Origin of the sequence: Xanthobacter dioxanivorans, assembly GCF_016807805.1 — a bacterium.
GTDB classification, from domain to species: Bacteria; Pseudomonadota; Alphaproteobacteria; order Rhizobiales; family Xanthobacteraceae; genus Xanthobacter; species Xanthobacter dioxanivorans.
The window spans coordinates 1,991,059-2,007,339 of sequence record NZ_CP063362.1; the positions used below are offsets into that span (position 1 = coordinate 1,991,059).

At 63.6% G+C, this 16,281-nt stretch carries 18 protein-coding genes; 15 read left to right on the forward strand and 3 right to left on the reverse strand.

What is annotated here, in order from left to right:
- Window positions 1-66: 66 nt before the first annotated feature.
- On the reverse strand, window positions 67-810 hold the full coding sequence (locus EZH22_RS09390; protein WP_203195380.1) for a GntR family transcriptional regulator: 744 nt from the start codon (window positions 808-810) through the stop codon (window positions 67-69).
- A gap of 552 nt (window positions 811-1,362) precedes the next feature.
- Between EZH22_RS09390 and EZH22_RS09395 the strand changes: the two genes are divergently transcribed.
- The 8 genes from EZH22_RS09395 to EZH22_RS09430 all read left to right on the forward strand — a co-directional run bounded on the left by EZH22_RS09395 (window position 1,363) and on the right by EZH22_RS09430 (window position 8,842).
- Complete coding sequence (locus EZH22_RS09395) at window positions 1,363-2,028, forward strand: amino acid ABC transporter permease (protein ID WP_203195381.1); 666 nt, start codon at window positions 1,363-1,365, stop codon at window positions 2,026-2,028.
- Window positions 2,010-2,795 (forward strand): amino acid ABC transporter ATP-binding protein, encoded by a 786-nt coding sequence (locus EZH22_RS09400; RefSeq protein ID WP_456300859.1) that lies wholly within the window; start codon window positions 2,010-2,012, stop codon window positions 2,793-2,795. Before EZH22_RS09395 ends, EZH22_RS09400 begins: the two co-directional genes overlap by 19 nt.
- A 41-nt stretch (window positions 2,796-2,836) precedes the next feature.
- Window positions 2,837-3,703: a substrate-binding periplasmic protein gene (locus EZH22_RS09405; RefSeq protein ID WP_203195383.1), complete on the forward strand. Its 867-nt coding sequence runs from the start codon at window positions 2,837-2,839 to the stop codon at window positions 3,701-3,703.
- A gap of 211 nt (window positions 3,704-3,914) precedes the next feature.
- The gene (locus tag EZH22_RS09410) at window positions 3,915-4,820 is read left to right on the forward strand and encodes a polysaccharide deacetylase family protein (protein WP_203195384.1); all 906 of its coding nucleotides are present in this window, start codon (window positions 3,915-3,917) and stop codon (window positions 4,818-4,820) included.
- Window positions 4,821-4,970: 150 nt separating this feature from the next.
- Window positions 4,971-6,056, forward strand: a complete 1,086-nt coding sequence (locus EZH22_RS09415) for an FAD-dependent monooxygenase (protein ID WP_203195385.1) — start codon at window positions 4,971-4,973, stop codon at window positions 6,054-6,056.
- Between the two features lie 59 nt (window positions 6,057-6,115).
- On the forward strand, window positions 6,116-7,153 hold the full coding sequence (locus EZH22_RS09420; protein ID WP_203195386.1) for a 2-hydroxyacid dehydrogenase: 1,038 nt from the start codon (window positions 6,116-6,118) through the stop codon (window positions 7,151-7,153).
- Between the two features lie 77 nt (window positions 7,154-7,230).
- Complete coding sequence (locus tag EZH22_RS09425; RefSeq protein ID WP_203195387.1) at window positions 7,231-8,478, forward strand: M20/M25/M40 family metallo-hydrolase; 1,248 nt, start codon at window positions 7,231-7,233, stop codon at window positions 8,476-8,478.
- A gap of 187 nt (window positions 8,479-8,665) precedes the next feature.
- Window positions 8,666-8,842 (forward strand): hypothetical protein, encoded by a 177-nt coding sequence (locus EZH22_RS09430; protein WP_203195388.1) that lies wholly within the window; start codon window positions 8,666-8,668, stop codon window positions 8,840-8,842.
- A 132-nt stretch (window positions 8,843-8,974) separates the two neighbouring features.
- Here EZH22_RS09430 and EZH22_RS09435 read toward each other — a convergent pair whose 3' ends face one another.
- Together EZH22_RS09435 and EZH22_RS09440 are read right to left on the reverse strand one after the other, a co-directional pair.
- Window positions 8,975-9,751: an IclR family transcriptional regulator domain-containing protein gene (locus EZH22_RS09435; protein ID WP_203195389.1), complete on the reverse strand. Its 777-nt coding sequence runs from the start codon at window positions 9,749-9,751 to the stop codon at window positions 8,975-8,977.
- Window positions 9,748-10,734 (reverse strand): 3-hydroxyacyl-CoA dehydrogenase, encoded by a 987-nt coding sequence (locus EZH22_RS09440; protein WP_203195390.1) that lies wholly within the window; start codon window positions 10,732-10,734, stop codon window positions 9,748-9,750. The genes EZH22_RS09435 and EZH22_RS09440 overlap by 4 nt, the downstream gene beginning before the upstream one ends.
- Before the next feature lie 259 nt (window positions 10,735-10,993).
- Here EZH22_RS09440 and pcaF point away from each other — a divergent pair, with 259 nt between their 5' ends.
- The 7 genes from pcaF (at window position 10,994) to EZH22_RS09475 (ending at window position 16,278) form a co-directional block, all read left to right on the forward strand.
- Window positions 10,994-12,199, forward strand: coding sequence for a 3-oxoadipyl-CoA thiolase (gene pcaF, locus EZH22_RS09445; protein ID WP_203195391.1), 1,206 nt, complete (start codon window positions 10,994-10,996; stop codon window positions 12,197-12,199).
- A gap of 36 nt (window positions 12,200-12,235) precedes the next feature.
- Window positions 12,236-13,447 (forward strand): ABC transporter substrate-binding protein, encoded by a 1,212-nt coding sequence (locus tag EZH22_RS09450; RefSeq protein ID WP_203195392.1) that lies wholly within the window; start codon window positions 12,236-12,238, stop codon window positions 13,445-13,447.
- Between the two features lie 165 nt (window positions 13,448-13,612).
- Window positions 13,613-13,888 carry a muconolactone Delta-isomerase gene (catC, locus tag EZH22_RS09455; protein WP_203195393.1) on the forward strand — a complete coding sequence of 92 codons (276 nt, stop codon included), beginning with the start codon at window positions 13,613-13,615 and terminating at the stop codon, window positions 13,886-13,888.
- A 17-nt stretch (window positions 13,889-13,905) separates the two neighbouring features.
- On the forward strand, window positions 13,906-14,580 hold the full coding sequence (locus tag EZH22_RS09460) for a 3-oxoacid CoA-transferase subunit A (RefSeq protein WP_456300860.1): 675 nt from the start codon (window positions 13,906-13,908) through the stop codon (window positions 14,578-14,580).
- Complete coding sequence (locus EZH22_RS09465; protein ID WP_203195395.1) at window positions 14,577-15,239, forward strand: 3-oxoacid CoA-transferase subunit B; 663 nt, start codon at window positions 14,577-14,579, stop codon at window positions 15,237-15,239. Before EZH22_RS09460 ends, EZH22_RS09465 begins: the two co-directional genes overlap by 4 nt.
- 8 nt (window positions 15,240-15,247) lie before the next feature.
- On the forward strand, window positions 15,248-15,559 hold the full coding sequence (locus EZH22_RS09470) for a YciI family protein (RefSeq protein WP_203195396.1): 312 nt from the start codon (window positions 15,248-15,250) through the stop codon (window positions 15,557-15,559).
- On the forward strand, window positions 15,556-16,278 hold the full coding sequence (locus EZH22_RS09475) for an SDR family oxidoreductase (RefSeq protein WP_203195397.1): 723 nt from the start codon (window positions 15,556-15,558) through the stop codon (window positions 16,276-16,278). The genes EZH22_RS09470 and EZH22_RS09475 overlap by 4 nt, the downstream gene beginning before the upstream one ends.
- Window positions 16,279-16,281: the final 3 nt, after the last annotated feature.

Here is a 16,281-nt window from a genome sequence, read left to right on the forward strand (position 1 = left end):
CAGGTCCAGAACGGGATTGGAGAGATCGGGCCTTGCGACACTAAACTTGCCCGCTTATCAAGATCGTCAGCCGGCGTTGTCTGTCAGTTGCATGAGGCCCAGCTTCAAGTGGCGGCGGAGAATTCTCTCCGTTCGATCCGGAGAGCGCGCGCGCAAGGCCGCGACGATCTGCCTGTGGTCGCTCAAGGCTTGATCGACAGATTTCTTTTCAGTCCGGGTTACCCATTTCGGATGCAGAAAATACTCGTTGAAACTTGTGAGCATGTCGATCAGCCGCGGAGAGCCCGAGGCCTGCACGATCATCAGATGAAATTTCTGATTGACGCGTACGCGATCCGCAAACGAGGCCTTCTCCCCCTTCTCTACAAGCGCCTCCAGTTCTTGAATCTGCTCATCTGTGATTCGTTTCGCTGCCAGCCGCGCCGCGCAAAGCTCCAGAGCCTCGCGGATGTGATGGATATCCATCACATCTCCGGCCATATCCACAACTTCGACGCCGGTTGTCTCATGCTCGCGAACCAGGAGGTCGCCGATGAGGCGCGATATCGCTTCTCGAACAGGCGTTCGACTGACGCTCAACGCCTGGGCGATCTCGACTTCTCGCAAGCGCGTACCGGATTCGATCTCGCCGGAGATGATTGCCCGCCGCAGATGGCGATAGACCTGATCCGCCACCCGCGCGGCCCGCATGACGGTGGCAGGCTTCAGGGTCCTCGTCGGGGTCGCGTTCGCCGGTCGCTCCGGCAGAGGCGGTGTAGAAGCATGGCTCTGTTGCCCGGAACTTTTACTTTTTGCAGCAGTGTTTCGCATGCCTGCCCCCCTTGCGAACTGGCCCTCTACTTAGGGTTTTATATGCCAAGCCCGCCCTCGCGCAACTTGCGACGCACTCCAATTCGGCGCGCGGCGTGATGGAGGCGCCAGACTTGCAGTGCGGCGGCGCGAAGTTCAAGGGGCCGTCGGATTTATCGAGCTTGACGAGGATGAAGGTGACTCCTCAAGCAGGTATTGCTGCGGCACAAGCGTGAGAATGCATTCAGCATTCTGCATTCAGCGATCAACCATAGGTGCGGTGCCGTGCCAGCGTCAAGCAGAGCGCCGATCGTTTTCTACCATCGCCCCCCTCCACAGACGCGCCCGAGGCAGCCTGCTGATTAACTGTGCGGCAGGCCGTGCCGGGACATTGTGCAAACCGGCGCCGTACCGTGAGATCTGAGGTCGTTTGGCCCGCCCTGAATCGGAAAGAATGCTGGCCCGGTGCCGCTTTTGGCCTGGTGGCACGCCTCTTGCTATCGTCATTTCTGCATGCAGCATGCAGCACCCGGCGTGCAACATGCAGTGGCATCACGGGGTGGCCCGCGGCTCATGGACTACACTTGGCACTTCCAGATCGTGTGGGACTATCGGGCGGTCTTCGTGCGCGGGGCGATCATGACCGCGCAGATCACGTTCTGGGCGACATCGATCGGCCTGACCCTGGGCCTTGCGCTTGGCCTCATGCGTCGAAGCCAGATTCTTCTGCTTCGCGCTCCGGCCGCGACCTTTATCGAGCTCTTCCGGTCGACGCCTGTGCTCGTGCAGCTCGTCTGGATTTACTACGCGCTGCCAATCCTCACGGGCCTGCAACTGAGCAACACCGCATCGGTGTCCATTGGCCTCGGCCTGCACGCGGCTGCCTACTTCGGCGAGATCTTCCGGGCCGGGGTGAACTCCATCAGCAAGGGGCAGTGGGATGCCGCGCGGGCGATCGGCATGAGCTACACGCAGTCCATGCGCAGGATCATCCTGCCGCAGGCCATTCGGCGCATGATCCCGCCCTTTATCAATGAGTTTGCCTCGCTCATCAAGCTGACGACGCTCGGCTCGGCGCTCGCGGTCTATGAACTGCTTCATGAGGCGAACAACCTCATCAACAGCACCTATCGGCCGCTCGAGATCTACACCGTGCTGGCGGTGGCCTTCGCGGCCCTCATCTACCCCATCATCTACGCCTCGCAGCGGCTCGAGCAGCGCTGGCAGCTGCACCAATGACCGCTCCCGTGATCAAGGCGCGCAACGTTCAGAAGTCCTTCGGGAAGCTACATGTCCTGAAAGGCATCGACCTTGAGATCGTGAAGGGCGAGGTGCTCGCCATCATCGGTCCGAGCGGGTCGGGCAAGAGCACGTTCCTCAGGTGCATGAATTTCCTCGAGGAATACGACCACGGCGAGATCTGGTTCGGCGACCAGCTCGTCGGCTACCGCAAGGCCGGCAATGGCGCGCTCGTGAAGGACAAGGCGTCCCGCATCGCTGCCATCCGCACGCGCATGGGCATGGTCTTCCAGAACTTCAATCTGTTTCCGCACATGAGCGTGCTCGAAAATGTTGTCGAGGGCCCGACCGTCGTCCAGCGGCGCAAGCGTGAGGACGTCATCACGCAGGCCAAGGCCCTGCTCGATCGCGTCGGCCTCTCGGCAAAGGTCGATGTCTATCCCGAGGCCCTTTCGGGCGGTCAGCAGCAGAGGGCGGCCATAGCGCGCGCGCTCGCCATGGACCCCGAGGTCATGCTGTTCGACGAGCCAACCTCGGCACTCGATCCGGAGCTCGTCGGCGAAGTGCTGGACGTCATGAGATCGCTTGCCGCCGACGGCATGACCATGGTCGTCGTCACGCACGAGATGAGCTTCGCGCGGGAGGTTGCCGACCGCGTGATGATGATGGACGACGGCAATCGCGTCGAAATCGACACGCCCGAAAAGATCTTCACGAACCCGTCCCACCCCCGCACAGCGGAATTCCTGCAACGCGTCCTGCGTTGAATGCGGCCAACGACTTTGACAGTCAGCGAAAGGACCACGTTATGAAGAACATCTTACGCTACCCGCTCCTTCTCGGGAGCGTGCTGGCCGCCCTCGTGGTATCCGCCACCGTGCAACCCGCCAGGGCGCAGGTCATGGACCGCATCCTGAAGGACCGCTCGATCAAGATCGGCTACATTCCATCGCCGCCCGGCACCATCAAGGACCCTGCGTCGGGTGAAGTAAAAGGTTACTACGTCGACGGCGTGCGCTACATCTTCAAGGCCATCGGCGTTGAGCCGGTCTTCGTCGAAACCACCTGGGCGAATTTTGCCGCCGGCCTACAATCGGGCCAGTTCGACCTGTCCATCGCCGGCACGTTCGCAACCATTCAGCGCGCCGCCGCCGTCGAGTTCACCAAGCCCATCCACTATCTCGGCTACAGCGCCATCGTGAAGAAGGGCGACGCGCGCTTCAAGGTGCCTTCCGACTTCAACAAGGAAGGCCTCAAGATCGCTGTTGTGCAGGGCGGTGCCGCGCAAGAATACGTGAAGGAAAACTTCCCCAACGCCACCGTGGTCGCCCTCGGCACCGGAAACCTGACCGCTCCGTTCATGGAGGTGTCCGCGGGGCGCGCCGAAGTCGGCATCGAAGATGCCTGGCAGGCGCGCCGCTACGCGTCTCAGCAGCCCGGCGTGACTGACCTCTTTCAGGACAACCCCTACAATCTCCTGCCCATCGCATGGACCGTGAAGCGCGGCAATCAGGACCTCCTCAACTTCACCAACACCGCCATCGATTTCATGCTGCTGACGGGACGCTGGGAGCGCATGGCCAACGCTTACGGCATGACCGGCCGCTTCTACGACCGGCCGAGCCTGATGGCGTTCGGCACCGTGACGGAGGCTCCGACGACCGACAAGAAGTAAGGCCCCAAAGACTGGTTTCACGCCCTGTTCGCAAAGCGGCCAGAGCAACGGCAATGCGCAAAGGGACAGGCGTGGCGCGGTCGTTCGCTCCTGCGGACAAGGTCGCGGGAGCATGGGAGCGCCAGGCCATGCGGGCTGAGCCTTGGCCTGGAACTCGCTCGCGACTGTTCGTGCCCACTCAATTCGGAAGCATCGCAATCGGGAAGGGAACATGGGCATGATCGAGAATCCGGTAAAGTGGCCAAACGGCGCAAGATGTGCCGTTGCAATTACCTTCGACATGGACACCGATTGCCTCCTGCACTATGCGCATAGGCACACTGCAGATACTCTGATCGGTACCGCATCTTTGCTGCGTTATGATCTCGTGGGAATTCCAAGGATTCTGAAGATATTTAAGAAATACGATATAAAACAGACATTCTTTGTGCCGGGTTGGACTGCGGAGCGCTATCCGGGCACCATAAAGCAAATTCTTGATGAGGGTCACGAGATCGGCGCTCATGGGTACCTTCATGAACGGCTGGATACCTTGTCGGCCGAGATGGAAGACTACTGGTTCATGCGCAGCCTGGAGGCCCTTGAGAAGGTCACGGGATTGCGCCCCCGCGGCTTCAGGGCGCCAAGCTATCGGTTCTCGAAAAACACTCTGAATTACCTCGCGCGAGAGGGATTTTGTTATGATTCATCGTTAATGGGGGACGATGTCCCCTACCTCATTGAGGGTGACAACGGCGGCCTTGTCGAATTGCCCACACATTGGGCTTTGGATGACTGGCCACAATTTACAATAAACTCGGACCTTGGGTACGCGATGCAGGTCAATTCGCCAGATCGTGCCATGGATGTCTTCATGGCTGAATTCGAGGCTGCCTGGGAATATGGCGGTCTTTGGATTGCGGTCTGGCATCCTTTCGTGATGGGGCGCCTGGCCAGGTGTGTGCGCATGGAGAAGATGATTGAATACATGCATGACAAGGGCGGCGTGTGGTTTGCCACTCTCGACGAGGTCGCGTCGCACGTTAATCGCATGATTTTGTCCGGTGAATACAAGCCTTCCAAAGAAAAGATACCCTATCACGATGCGGTGGCTGATCCTTGGAGCCGACAGCGCTAGGCTCCGCAACGGCTGAGCGTTTCCCTCTTGTTCTGCGCATCGGCCAAGCCAGGTGAGCAAAAGGCGAAGGCGCTAAGGGAAGGCGCACATGGACTTGCGGTCATTGCTTGGCGATGCAGGTAATCGGCGTCCAAATAAAGGAAAATAAAGATGCGAGTTGGAATTTGCGGCGGCGGATTGGGAGGGCTTTCTGCCGCCATCGGACTGGCATCCTTAGGTTTCGAGGTCGAGGTGTTCGAGAAATCATCGTCCCTTAGAGCTACGGGGGCGGGTCTAAACCTTTGGCCGAATGCCGGGCGCGCAATATGTGGCCTTGGCTTGCGCGACCAATATGGCGCCATTTCCGTAAAATTAGACCGCTATCTCGGCTATGACGCCAATGGAAAGCCACTTTTTGAGCAAGACACCCGCGATTGGCCCCGGAAGTACGGCGCTCCATCGGTTGGAGTATATCGGCTGGCCTTGAGTTCGATGCTTGCCACGGCGTACGGCCTGGAGAAAATAAAATTCGGCCATGAGGTGCGGTCGGTGGAAAATAAAGGCGACAAAGCCATTTGCCACTTCAGTAACGGCGAGAGTTATGCGGGAGATCTCATCGTTGGGGCTGATGGAATATATTCAGTCATTCGCGATCAGTTGATCGGTGGGGTGAAATTTCGCCCAAATGACCATCATGCTTATCGATGGCGCGCAGTTATTGATCTCGATGAAATAGATGTCGATCCCGCCGCACAGACAGGGTTCTATACGCCTGGTGGATGGTTGTCAGTTATCCCCATCGGAGGTGGTAAGGCCTATTGGTTCGGCTCCGTATCCGGAGCGAGGAACTTGGATGAGTTCATCGATTATTTTAGATGCTGGACCCACACTCACATTCCGCGAACCCTCAGCATCACCCCAAGGGATATAATCGTCGAGAGTCCACTCTATGATGTAGATGGAATTCCTTATCAATGGACCCATGGCCGCATCACGTTACTGGGAGATGCCGCCCATCCAATGATGCCTGATCTTGCGCAAGGCGCGAGCCAGACCTTCATCGACGCGCTGGCCCTGCGGAATGCGTTCGCAAAGACAAAAGATATCGATCAGGCGCTGCACGAGTACGAGAATGAGCGGCGTCCCGCCGCCAACTACGTGGTGAAATGCTCTCAAAAAGGAAGCTTTCTCGGACGAAATAAAGTTGAACCGGTGGCTGTGCGGTACGAGAAGGAAATTGAATCGCAGAATATATAGATTATTCGGCCCCTCGCAATGGGGGGTGCGTGAGCCTCCTCTGAAGCCGGATGGGTTAAATGGGCGGGCTCGCGGGTGTTTTCCTCACCCCCGGTCCAGTCAACGAGAACCGGGTGAGGATAGCATTCCAACCTGATTATATGGCGACAGTCATGACCGGATCGCGGCCTCAGGTGATACTTTTTCATAGTGAAGCCAGCGATCCACGCTGGCCTGATGCGATCCAGCGCGCGTTGCCGGAGTTCGAGGTTCGAAGGACGCTGGATGGGATCCCGCCTGAGGATGTCGTGGCCGCAGTGGTCTGGAAGCACCCTTCGGGAATGCTTGAATCCCTTTCGAACCTTCGGCTGATCCAGGTTCTTGGAGCCGGGGTTGATCACTTCCTCGCAGACCCGCGACTTCCAAGGGGTGTGCCGATCGCTCGCCTCGTGGATCCGGGACTTGCGGCTCGCATGACGGAGTACGTGTTGCTTCAGACGCTGGCGTTGCACCGCCGACTGGATGAGACTGCCAAGGCGCAGCGAGAACGGCGATGGACATTCATTCATCCTGCGCCGCCGGAGCGATGCTGCGTGGGCGTGCTTGGCCTTGGACAACTCGGCCTCTCGTGTGCCTCCACTCTTTCTGCCTTTGGTTTCAAGGTGGTTGGCTGGAGCAGGTCGCGTAAACATCGGCCGAAGTTTGACACGTATGCCGGACAGGACGAGCTCGCCGAATTTCGGCGCCGATGCGATGTTCTCGTGCTTTTGCTGCCGTTGACGGCGCAAACCTGCGGCCTTGTCGACGCGGGATTTCTCGAAGACATCCGAGAGGGCGCGACATTGATCAATGTCGCGCGAGGTGCGCTGATCGACGAGGCGGCTCTTATTGCTGCGCTTGATGGCGGACGACTACGGCACGCCGTGCTGGACGTCTTCCAACAGGAGCCGCTTCCGGCGGACCATCCGTTCTGGGCACACCCAAGGATCACAGTGACGCCGCATAACTCCAGCGCAACCAATCCGGATACCGCAATCGGACAGATTACAGAGAATATCCGTCGTGCTTTGTCGGGGCTTGCGCCTCTGCACGTTGTCGATCCGCGCGCGGGTTACTGAGCCAGACCATTGCCCTTGCCGCTCGCCCTGTCCTGGCCGTCGTACTGCGAGCCGCCGCAAAAAATGGAACGAGACACATGACTGTGACGAAGCAAGATCTGGAAGCCTGGGTGGACGCGGACCGCGATGTCCTCATCCAGTTCGTCCAGGACTTCATCCGCTGCCGCAGCCCCAACCCGCCAGGTGACACGCTCGAAGCTGCGCAGCATGTGCGCGCTTTTCTCGATGCTCAGAATATCGCCTACGAGATTATTGCGCCCAACGAGCTCATGCCCAATATCGTTTCCTCATTCGAGGGCGGCGCTGCCGGGCGTCATCTGGCGCTCAATGGACACATGGACGTGTTCCCGGTCGAAGACGAGAGCGCCTGGAGCCAGGATCCATGGGGCGGGGCCCTCGTGGATGGCAAGATCTATGGCCGCGGCTCGGCCGATATGAAATGCGGCACCACGGCCTCCATCTTCGCTTACACCTATCTGAATCGCATCCGCGAGCAGCTCAAGGGGCGCCTCACGCTCGTGGTGGTTTCCGACGAGGAGACCTTCGGGCCCTGGGGCGCGCGCTATCTGGCCGAGCATCGCCCTGAAGTCTTCGGCGATTGCTGCCTCAACGGCGAACCGAGCGGCATCAGTACCGTACGCTTCGGCGAGAAGGGGCCGCTTTGGCTCGAGTTCCGCATTCGCACGGCGGGGGCGCACGGAGCCTACACGCACATGAGCCCGAGCGCGACAGTCATCGCGAGCGAACTCATTGCCGACTTGGCCAGGCTCAAGGATCTCGCCGTGCCCGATCTTGGCAACCTCGAGGCCGCCATCAGCTCGGCCTCCGGGGTCATCGATGGCGAATATGGAGCCGGCGCCGCGGCCATCATTCGCAAGGTCACGGTCAATCCCGGTCTCGTTGCGGGTGGCGTCAAGGTCAATTTGGTGGCCGCCGAATGCCGTGTGCAGGTGGATATCCGTGTGCCCAATGGACTGACCGAGAAGGACATCCTCCCGCATATCGACGAGATCAGCGCCCGCCACCACGGCGTGACCTATCGCGTGATCCTGTCCGAGGAGCCGGCCTGGACGCCCCCCGATTCCGAGATGATCGACTATGTGCGACAGAACGCGAAGCAGCTCGCGGGCATTGATCCGGCGCCGATCATCAGCCTCGGCGCAACGGACGCGCGACTCTGGCGCTACAAGGGCCTCCCGGCGATCGTGTACGGCCCGGCGCCTCGCGGCATGGGAAGTGTCGACGAACATGTGCCGGTCGAGGAATTCATTCATATAGTGAAGTGTCATGTGTTGTCGGCATTTGATTATTTAAGAAAAGCATAGAAATATATATATTATCGGTCGCGGATAGTATTATTCTGAACGGTGAGGGTATGAAAATCACCCGTGCCGTAAATATTGGTTTGCCCCATCGCCGAGCGCCAGCGCGCGCGATCGTTGACTCTTGGGGGATTTCCACGGGCCCGCAAGCGTGATTCAAGCTGGCATGGAGGTTCCATGCCATACTAAAGTGGTCGCGATCACGGGTGATTGGACGGCTTTTGAGTTGCGGCGGCTCGCTGCCGCCTCGAAGTATGCGAGCCAGAGCAAGCGGCTGTTGTCTCTGGTGGCGGTGCTCGCCGGGATGGGCCGCCAGACGCTGAACGATTGGGTGCGCCAGTTCAACGCGCGCGGCCCAAAGGGTTGAAGGGCGATCTTGCGCGCGCCAAGCCGGGCCGGCTGATGGCAGCCCAGCGGGTCGAGCTGCAGGCGCTCGTGGCTGCGCGCTTCGGGGGGCGAGTACCAGCGAGTACCACGAGCGCACGATCGGCAAGCTGCCCTATTGCGGCAGGGAGGCGGAGATGCGTTCGGCGGCATCGAGCAGCACCGGCAGGAAGCGCGTCTTCATCGCCTCAATGGAGGAGCGCCCCTGGTGTGTGCTCACATTGAGCGCGGCCAGCACCTCCGATCGGCGATTGCGCACGGGCACGGCGATGGATCGAAGCCCCATCTCCAGTTCCTGGTCCACCAAGGTGTACCCCTGGCGGCGGGACGCCTCGATGGCATCCTTCAGCGCCACCATGTTGGCCACTGTGCGCTCGGTGAGCTTCTCCAGCTTCACCTGGTCGTAGAAGACAGCGAGCTCGGCCGGCGGCAGGCCGGCGAGCAGGGTGCGGCCCATGGAGGTGCAGAAGGCCGGCAGGCGGCTGCCGATGGACAGGCCGATGGTCATCACCCGCTGGGTGGGCACGCGGGCCACATAGACGATGTCGCCCCCGTCCAGCACCGAAAGCGAGCAGGATTCCTGCAGCGCGTTCACCACGTCGCGCATGATGGGCTGAGCCACCTCCCACATGGGCAGCGAAGAGAGGTAGGAAAAGCCGAGGTCCAGCACCTTCGGGCGCAGGAAGAAATACTTTCCGTCGGTGGCCGCGTAGCCTTCACGGGTGAGTGTGAGCAGGAACCGCCGCGCCGCGGCGCGGGTGAGCCCGGCATGCTGGGCCACCTCGCTCAACGTCATGCGCGGCTTGTACTGGCTGAAGGTGCGGATCACGTCCAGCCCCCGCACCAGGGACTGGACGTAGTCCTTGTCCTCGTTCGCCGCGCCCGTCGTCATGCCCCCGTCCCCGCATCATCCGCCTCTGCATTATAGGAAGCCGGCTGCGCCTGCCCAGCGGCGCGCGCCGCCATGAGGCGGGAATCGCGCCAGGCCACCCGCGCCTCCCATTGGTCGAGGGGCAGGAGCGTCCGGCGCTCGGCGGCGGCGCGGGTGACGAGGGCGTTGTCCCATGCCTCCGGCTGGCCGCGCTCGGCGCCCATCTGCCGGTAGCGCTCGCCCATGCGACGGGCATGCTCTTCCAGGCCGCCGCGATAGTTGAGGTCCGCCGTCTCGAACGGGCCGACAATGGACCAGCGCAGGCCGAGGCCGGAGGTCATCACCCGATCGATATCGGCCACGTCGGCGATGCCCTGCTCGAGCATCCAGTAGGCCTCGCGCAACACCGCCCCCTGCAGGCGGTTATAGATGAAGCCGTTCACCTCGCGCTTCAGCACCACCGGCGCCTGGCCGGCGCGGGCCATGAGGGTGCGGGTGCGCTCCGCGGCCTCGGGCGCGGTGAAGGGGGCGGGCACGATCTCCACGATGGGCAGGAGATGGGGCGGATTGGCCGGGTGGGCGACGAGGCAGCGCGCCCGGCCGGGAAGATCGCCCGCAAACTCGGAGGCCGGCAGCGAGGAGGTGGAGCTGGCGAGCACCGCGTGGGGCGGCGCCAGCTCGTCCATGGCGCGGAACAGGGCGGTCTTGAGGTCGAGACGCTCCGGCACGTTCTCCTGCACATGGACGGCGCCGTCGAGGGCGGCGGCGAGGTCGTCGGCCACGCTCACCCGCGCCATCACCTCGCCCGGGGCCTCGGCGAGGAGGCCATGGGCGGCGAGCGCGGCGAGGCGCTCCGCCACGGCGGGCAGGACCGCGCGGCGCACCTCGGCGGAGGCGTCGTGGACCCGCACGGCAAGCCCCGCCCGGGCAAACACGATGGCCCATCCCACCCCCATGCTGCCGCCACCCACGAGGGCGATGACGCCTTCTTGTCCCACGCTCATTCCAACGCCCTTGTGCGTAAAAGATGACATATGTTCGTAATACGAACAAAATTGGAAGGCAATCCGCCCGTTCTGACGCGACCCGTGCCCGCCTTCGGAAGCGCGCAATATTTCAGGCTTCTAAATGAAATTCGTTTAGCTCCAGGCCTTCATTACGCAGGTGCAGCATGGAATCCGCTTGACGAAAGCGGCGAGGTCGCCGTAGGAAATTGCGTATAAATGTTCGCTATACGCACAATAAGAAGCCCGGATTGACGCCATGACCGAAGCTTTCATCTGTGACGCGGTCCGCACGCCCATCGGCCGTTATGCCGGGGGCCTCTCTTCGGTGCGGCCGGATGATCTTGCCGCCCACGTCATTCGCGCTCTGGCCGAGCGCAGCCCGGGGCTGGATGCCGCGGCGGTGGAGGACGTGATCTTCGGCTGCGCCAACCAGGCCGGCGAGGACAATCGCAACGTGGCGCGCATGGGCGCCCTGCTGTCGGGCCTGCCCATAGAGGTGCCCGGCACCACCATCAACCGCCTGTGCGGCTCCGGCATGGACGCGGTGGGGACCGCGGCACGCGCCATCAAGGCCGGCGAGGCGGACCTCATGATCGCCGGCGGCGTCGAGAGCATGAGCCGCGCGCCCTTCGTCATGGGCAAGGCGGACAGTGCCTTCTCCCGCGCCGCGAAGATCGAGGACACCACCATCGGCTGGCGCTTCGTGAATCCGCGCATGAAGGCGTTGCACGGCACCGATTCCATGCCCGAGACCGCCGAGAACGTGGCGGAGGAATTCAACATCTCCCGCGCCCGCCAGGACGCCTTCGCGCTGGCGAGCCAGCGCCGTGCCGGCGTCGCCTGGGCCGAGGGCCGCTTCGCCGACGAGATCGTTCCGTTCCCGGTTCCCCAGCGCAAGGGCGAGCCCAAGCTCTTCGACCGCGACGAGCACATGCGGCCCGATACGAAGCTGGAAGACCTCGTCCGCCTGAAGGGCGTGGTGAAGCCGGATGGTACTGTCACCGCCGGCAACGCCTCCGGCGTCAATGACGGCGCCGCGGCCCTCCTCATCGCCTCCGCCAGGGCGGTGGAGACGTACGGCCTGACGCCCCGCGCCCGCATCCTCGGCATGGCCACCGCCGGCGTGCCGCCGCGCATCATGGGCATGGGTCCCGCGCCCGCCACCCGCAAGGTGCTGGCAAAGGTCGGCCTCACCCTTGCCGACATGGACGTGATCGAGCTCAACGAGGCGTTTGCCGCCCAGGGCCTCGCCGTGCTCGCCGACCTCGGCCTCCCCGACGATGCCGCCCACGTGAACCCCAATGGCGGCGCCATCGCCCTCGGCCATCCGCTCGGCATGTCCGGCGCGCGGCTGGTGGGCACCGCCATGTACCAGCTTGCCCGCACCAAGGGCCGCTATGCGCTCTGCACCATGTGCATCGGCGTCGGCCAGGGCATCGCCGCCGTGATCGAGCGCGTCTGAACCGCGCCCTTCAAGTCCCGATCCTCAGGAGGAAATATGAAGACCAATGCCGTTTGCGCGGCGCTGCTCGCCAGCGCGATGATGACCGCCCCGGCCGCCGCCCAATATGCCGGCGGCGGCGTCAAGGTGGGCGTGCTCACCGACATGTCGGGCGCCTATTCTGACCTCGCCGGCGCCGGCTCGGTGGAAGCGGCAAAGATGGCCATCGAGGACTTCGGCAAGCCCATCAACGGCAAGCCGGTGGAACTCGTCTCCGCCGACCACCAGAACAAGGCGGACATCGCCTCCTCCACCGCGCGCAAGTGGTACGACACGGAAGACGTGGACGCCATCTTCGACATCAACGGCTCGGTGGCGGCCCTCGCCGTGCGCGAGGTGGCGAAGGAAAAGGGCAAGGTCGACATCAATTCCGGCGCCGCCTCCATGGCCCTCACCAACAAGGCCTGCTCGCCCACCGGCCTGCACTGGACCTATGACGTCTATTCGCTGGCAGCCGGCACCGGCAATGCGCTGGTGAGCGAGGGCGGCAAGTCCTGGTACTTCATCACCGCCGACTACACCTTCGGCCACGACCTGGAGAACCAGGTGGCCAAGATCGTGAAGGAGAAGGGCGGCACGGTGAAGGGGAGCGTGCGCCATCCCTTCGGCACCTCGGACGTTTCCTCGTTCCTGCTCCAGGCCCAGGCCTCCGGCGCGCAGATCATCGCCATGGCGAACGCCGGCGCCGACACCATCAACACCATCAAGCAGGCCCGCGAGTTCGGCATCACCCAGGGCGGCCAGACGCTGGCGGCGCTGCTGCTGTTCCTCACCGACATCCATTCCGTGGGCCTCGACGCCGCCCAGGGCATGGCGCTGACCACCGGCTTCTACTGGGACACGGACGACAAGACCCGCGCCTTCTCCAAGCGCTTCGCCGAGCGCATGAAAGGCAAGATGCCCACCATGGTGCATGCGGGCGTCTATTCCTCCGTTCTGCATTACCTGCGGGCCGCCGAGGCCGCCGGCACCGACGAGGGCGTCAAGGTGATCGCCAAGATGCGCGAGCTGCCCATCGACGACATGTTCGCCAAGAACGGCAAGATCCGCGAGGACGGCCGCATGGTGCATGACATGTACCTCGCCAAGGTGAAGTCGCCGGCGCAGTCCAAGGGGCCGTGGGACTATTACAACATCGTCCGCGTGATCCCGGGCGACGAGGCGTTCCAGCCGCTGAGCGAAAGCACCTGCCCGCTCGTCAAGAAGTGAGCTTCAGAGCGGCGGGCGGTCCTCCCCCGCCCGCCGCCGCCTCGGGCGTCCTCGCGCGCGCTTTCGAGCCGCGCTCTCGCAGCGTGGACGCCCGAGGTTTTTCTTTAAAGTGGCCCGCGCCTGCCGGATGGCTTGCCGGGCGGCGCAGACAGGAAGGCGACGCTTATGCTGTTCCATGTGGAGATGACCGTGACCATCCCCCACGACTTCCCGTCCGAGAAGGCGGATGCCATCAAGGCGGCGGAGAAGGCCTACGCGCAGGATCTCCAGCGGCAGGGCAAGTGGGTGCACCTGTGGCGCGTCGCCGGCCGCTACTCCAACATCTCCATCTTTGACGTGGAGAGCGTGGACGAGCTGCACACGCTGCTCTCCTCGCTCCCCCTCTTCCCCTTCATGGACATCCACGTGACGCCGCTGGCGCGCCACCCCTCCGCGATCTGAAGAGCCCGCCCGCCATGATCGACAAGACGAGACCCGACACGCAAAGCTGTGTCGCCGACATCGCCGACGGCGCGACCATCCTGGTGGGCGGCTTCGGCGGTGCCGGCATGCCGCACGAGCTCATCGACGCGCTGATCGAACGCGCGCCCAGGGACCTCACCATCGTCTCCAACAATGCCGGCAACGGCACCAAGGGCCTCGCCGCCCTGCTGGCGGCGGGGCTGGTGAGGAAGGTGGTCTGCTCCTTCCCCCGGCAGGCGGATTCCCATGTGTTCGACGGGCTCTACCGCTCCGGCCAGCTGGAGCTGGAGCTGGTGCCCCAGGGCAACCTCGTGGAACGGCTGCGCGCCGGCGGCGCCGGCATCGGCGCCTTCTTCACCCCCACCGGCTACGGCACCCCCATCGCCGACGGCAAGGAGACGCGGGTGATCGACGGGCGCGGCTATGTGCTGGAATATCCCATCAAGGGCGACTTCGCGCTGATCAAGGCGCGGCAGGCCGACCGCTGGGGCAATCTCGTCTACCGCAAGACGGCGCGCAATTTCGGCCCCGTCATGGCCACCGCCGCCAAGATGACGGTGGCGCAGGTGGAGGAGATCGTCCCTCTCGGCAGCCTCGACCCGGAGGTGATCGTCACCCCCGGCGCCTTCGTGGACCGCGTTGTGGCCGTCGGCACGGGAGCTGCCCAATGAGCGAAGTCGCGACCGACCTGAAGCTGTGGACGCGCGCCGAGATGGCGCAACTCATCGCCGCCGACATCCCGGAAGGGGCGGTGGTCAACATCGGCATCGGCATGCCCGAGCTGGTGGCGGACTATCTGCCCCGCGACAAGGAAATCCTGCTCCAGTCCGAGAACGGGCTCATCGGCATGGGCCCCAAGCCCGGCGCCAACGAGATCGACTGGGACCTCATCAACGCCGGCAAGCAGCCGGTGACCCTGCTCGAAGGCGGGGCGATCTTCGACCACACCTTGTCCTTCACCATGATGCGCGGCGGCCATCTCGACATCGCCATCCTCGGCGCCTTCCAGGTGGCGGAGAACGGCGACCTCGCCAACTGGGCCACCAACGATCCCAACGCGATCCCGGCGGTGGGGGGCGCCATGGACCTGGCGGTGGGCGCCAAGAACGTGTTCGTGATGATGGAGATGCTCACCAAGAAGGGCGAATCCAAGCTGGTGGAGCGCTGCACCTACCCGCTCACCGGGCTCGGCTGCGTCTCGCGGGTCTATACCGATCACGCCGTGCTCGACGTCGTCGACGGCGGCTTCACGGTGGCGCGCCTTGCGCCCGGGCTGAGCCTTGACGAGCTGCGGCAGCGCACAGGCCTTTCCATCCGCGCGCGGGCCTGAGACCTGTCATGCCCTACATGATCGAGACCTTCGACAAGCCCGGCACGCTGGACCTCCGCACGGCAACACGCGACGCGCACCTTGCCTTCCTCGCCGAGAACGCGGCGCTGCTGCTCGCCTGCGGCGCCAAGCTGGACGACGACGGCAACGCCGCCGGCGGCGGGCTCTACGTGGTGGCGCTGGAGAGCCGCGCCGAGGCGGAGGCTTTCATCGCCGCCGATCCCTTCTTCAAGGCCGGCCTGTTCGATCGGGTGGTGATCCAGCGCTGGCGCAAGGCCTATGTGGACGGGGTCTGCTACCTGCCGGAGATGAAGCCGTGAGCGTTGAGCGCACCCTCGTCACCGGCGGGGCCGGCGGCATCGGCCTTGCCGTGGCACGCCGCGAGATCGCGGCCGGACGGGCGGTGGTGGTGCTCGACCGCGCGCCGCCGCCGCAAGACCTGGACGCCCGCTTCATCGCCGTCGACATGATGGACGAGGCCGCCACCAGCGCCGCGCTCGCGCAGGCGCTGGTGGGCGGCTCCATCACCCGCCTCGTCAACAATGTGGGCATGGTGCGCCCGGCGCTTCTCGACGACACCACAGCAGCAGATTTCGCCGGCGTGATGCGGCTCAATCTCGGCACCGCGATCCAATGCACGCAGGCCCTTCTGCCGGGCATGCGGGCGGCGCGCTTCGGCCGCGTCGTCAATGTGTCGAGCCGTGCCGCCTACGGCAAGGAACTGCGCACCGCCTACGCGGCCAGCAAGGCGGGCCTGCTCGGCGCCACCCGCACCTGGGCGCTGGAACTGGGCAAGGACGGCATTACCGTGAATGCGGTGGCCCCGGGCCCCATCGCCACGCCGCTCTTCACTGCCGCCAACCCGCCGGACGCGCCGCGCACCCGTGCTATCATCGAGGGCATTCCGGTCGGCCGCGTGGGGTTGCCGGAAGACGTGGCCGAAGCCATCGGCTTTTTCCTCGGCACGCAGGCCGGGTTCATCACCGGCCAGACGCTCGCCGTGTGCGGCGGCGTCACGGTGGGCAAGGGAACGGTCTGAGGA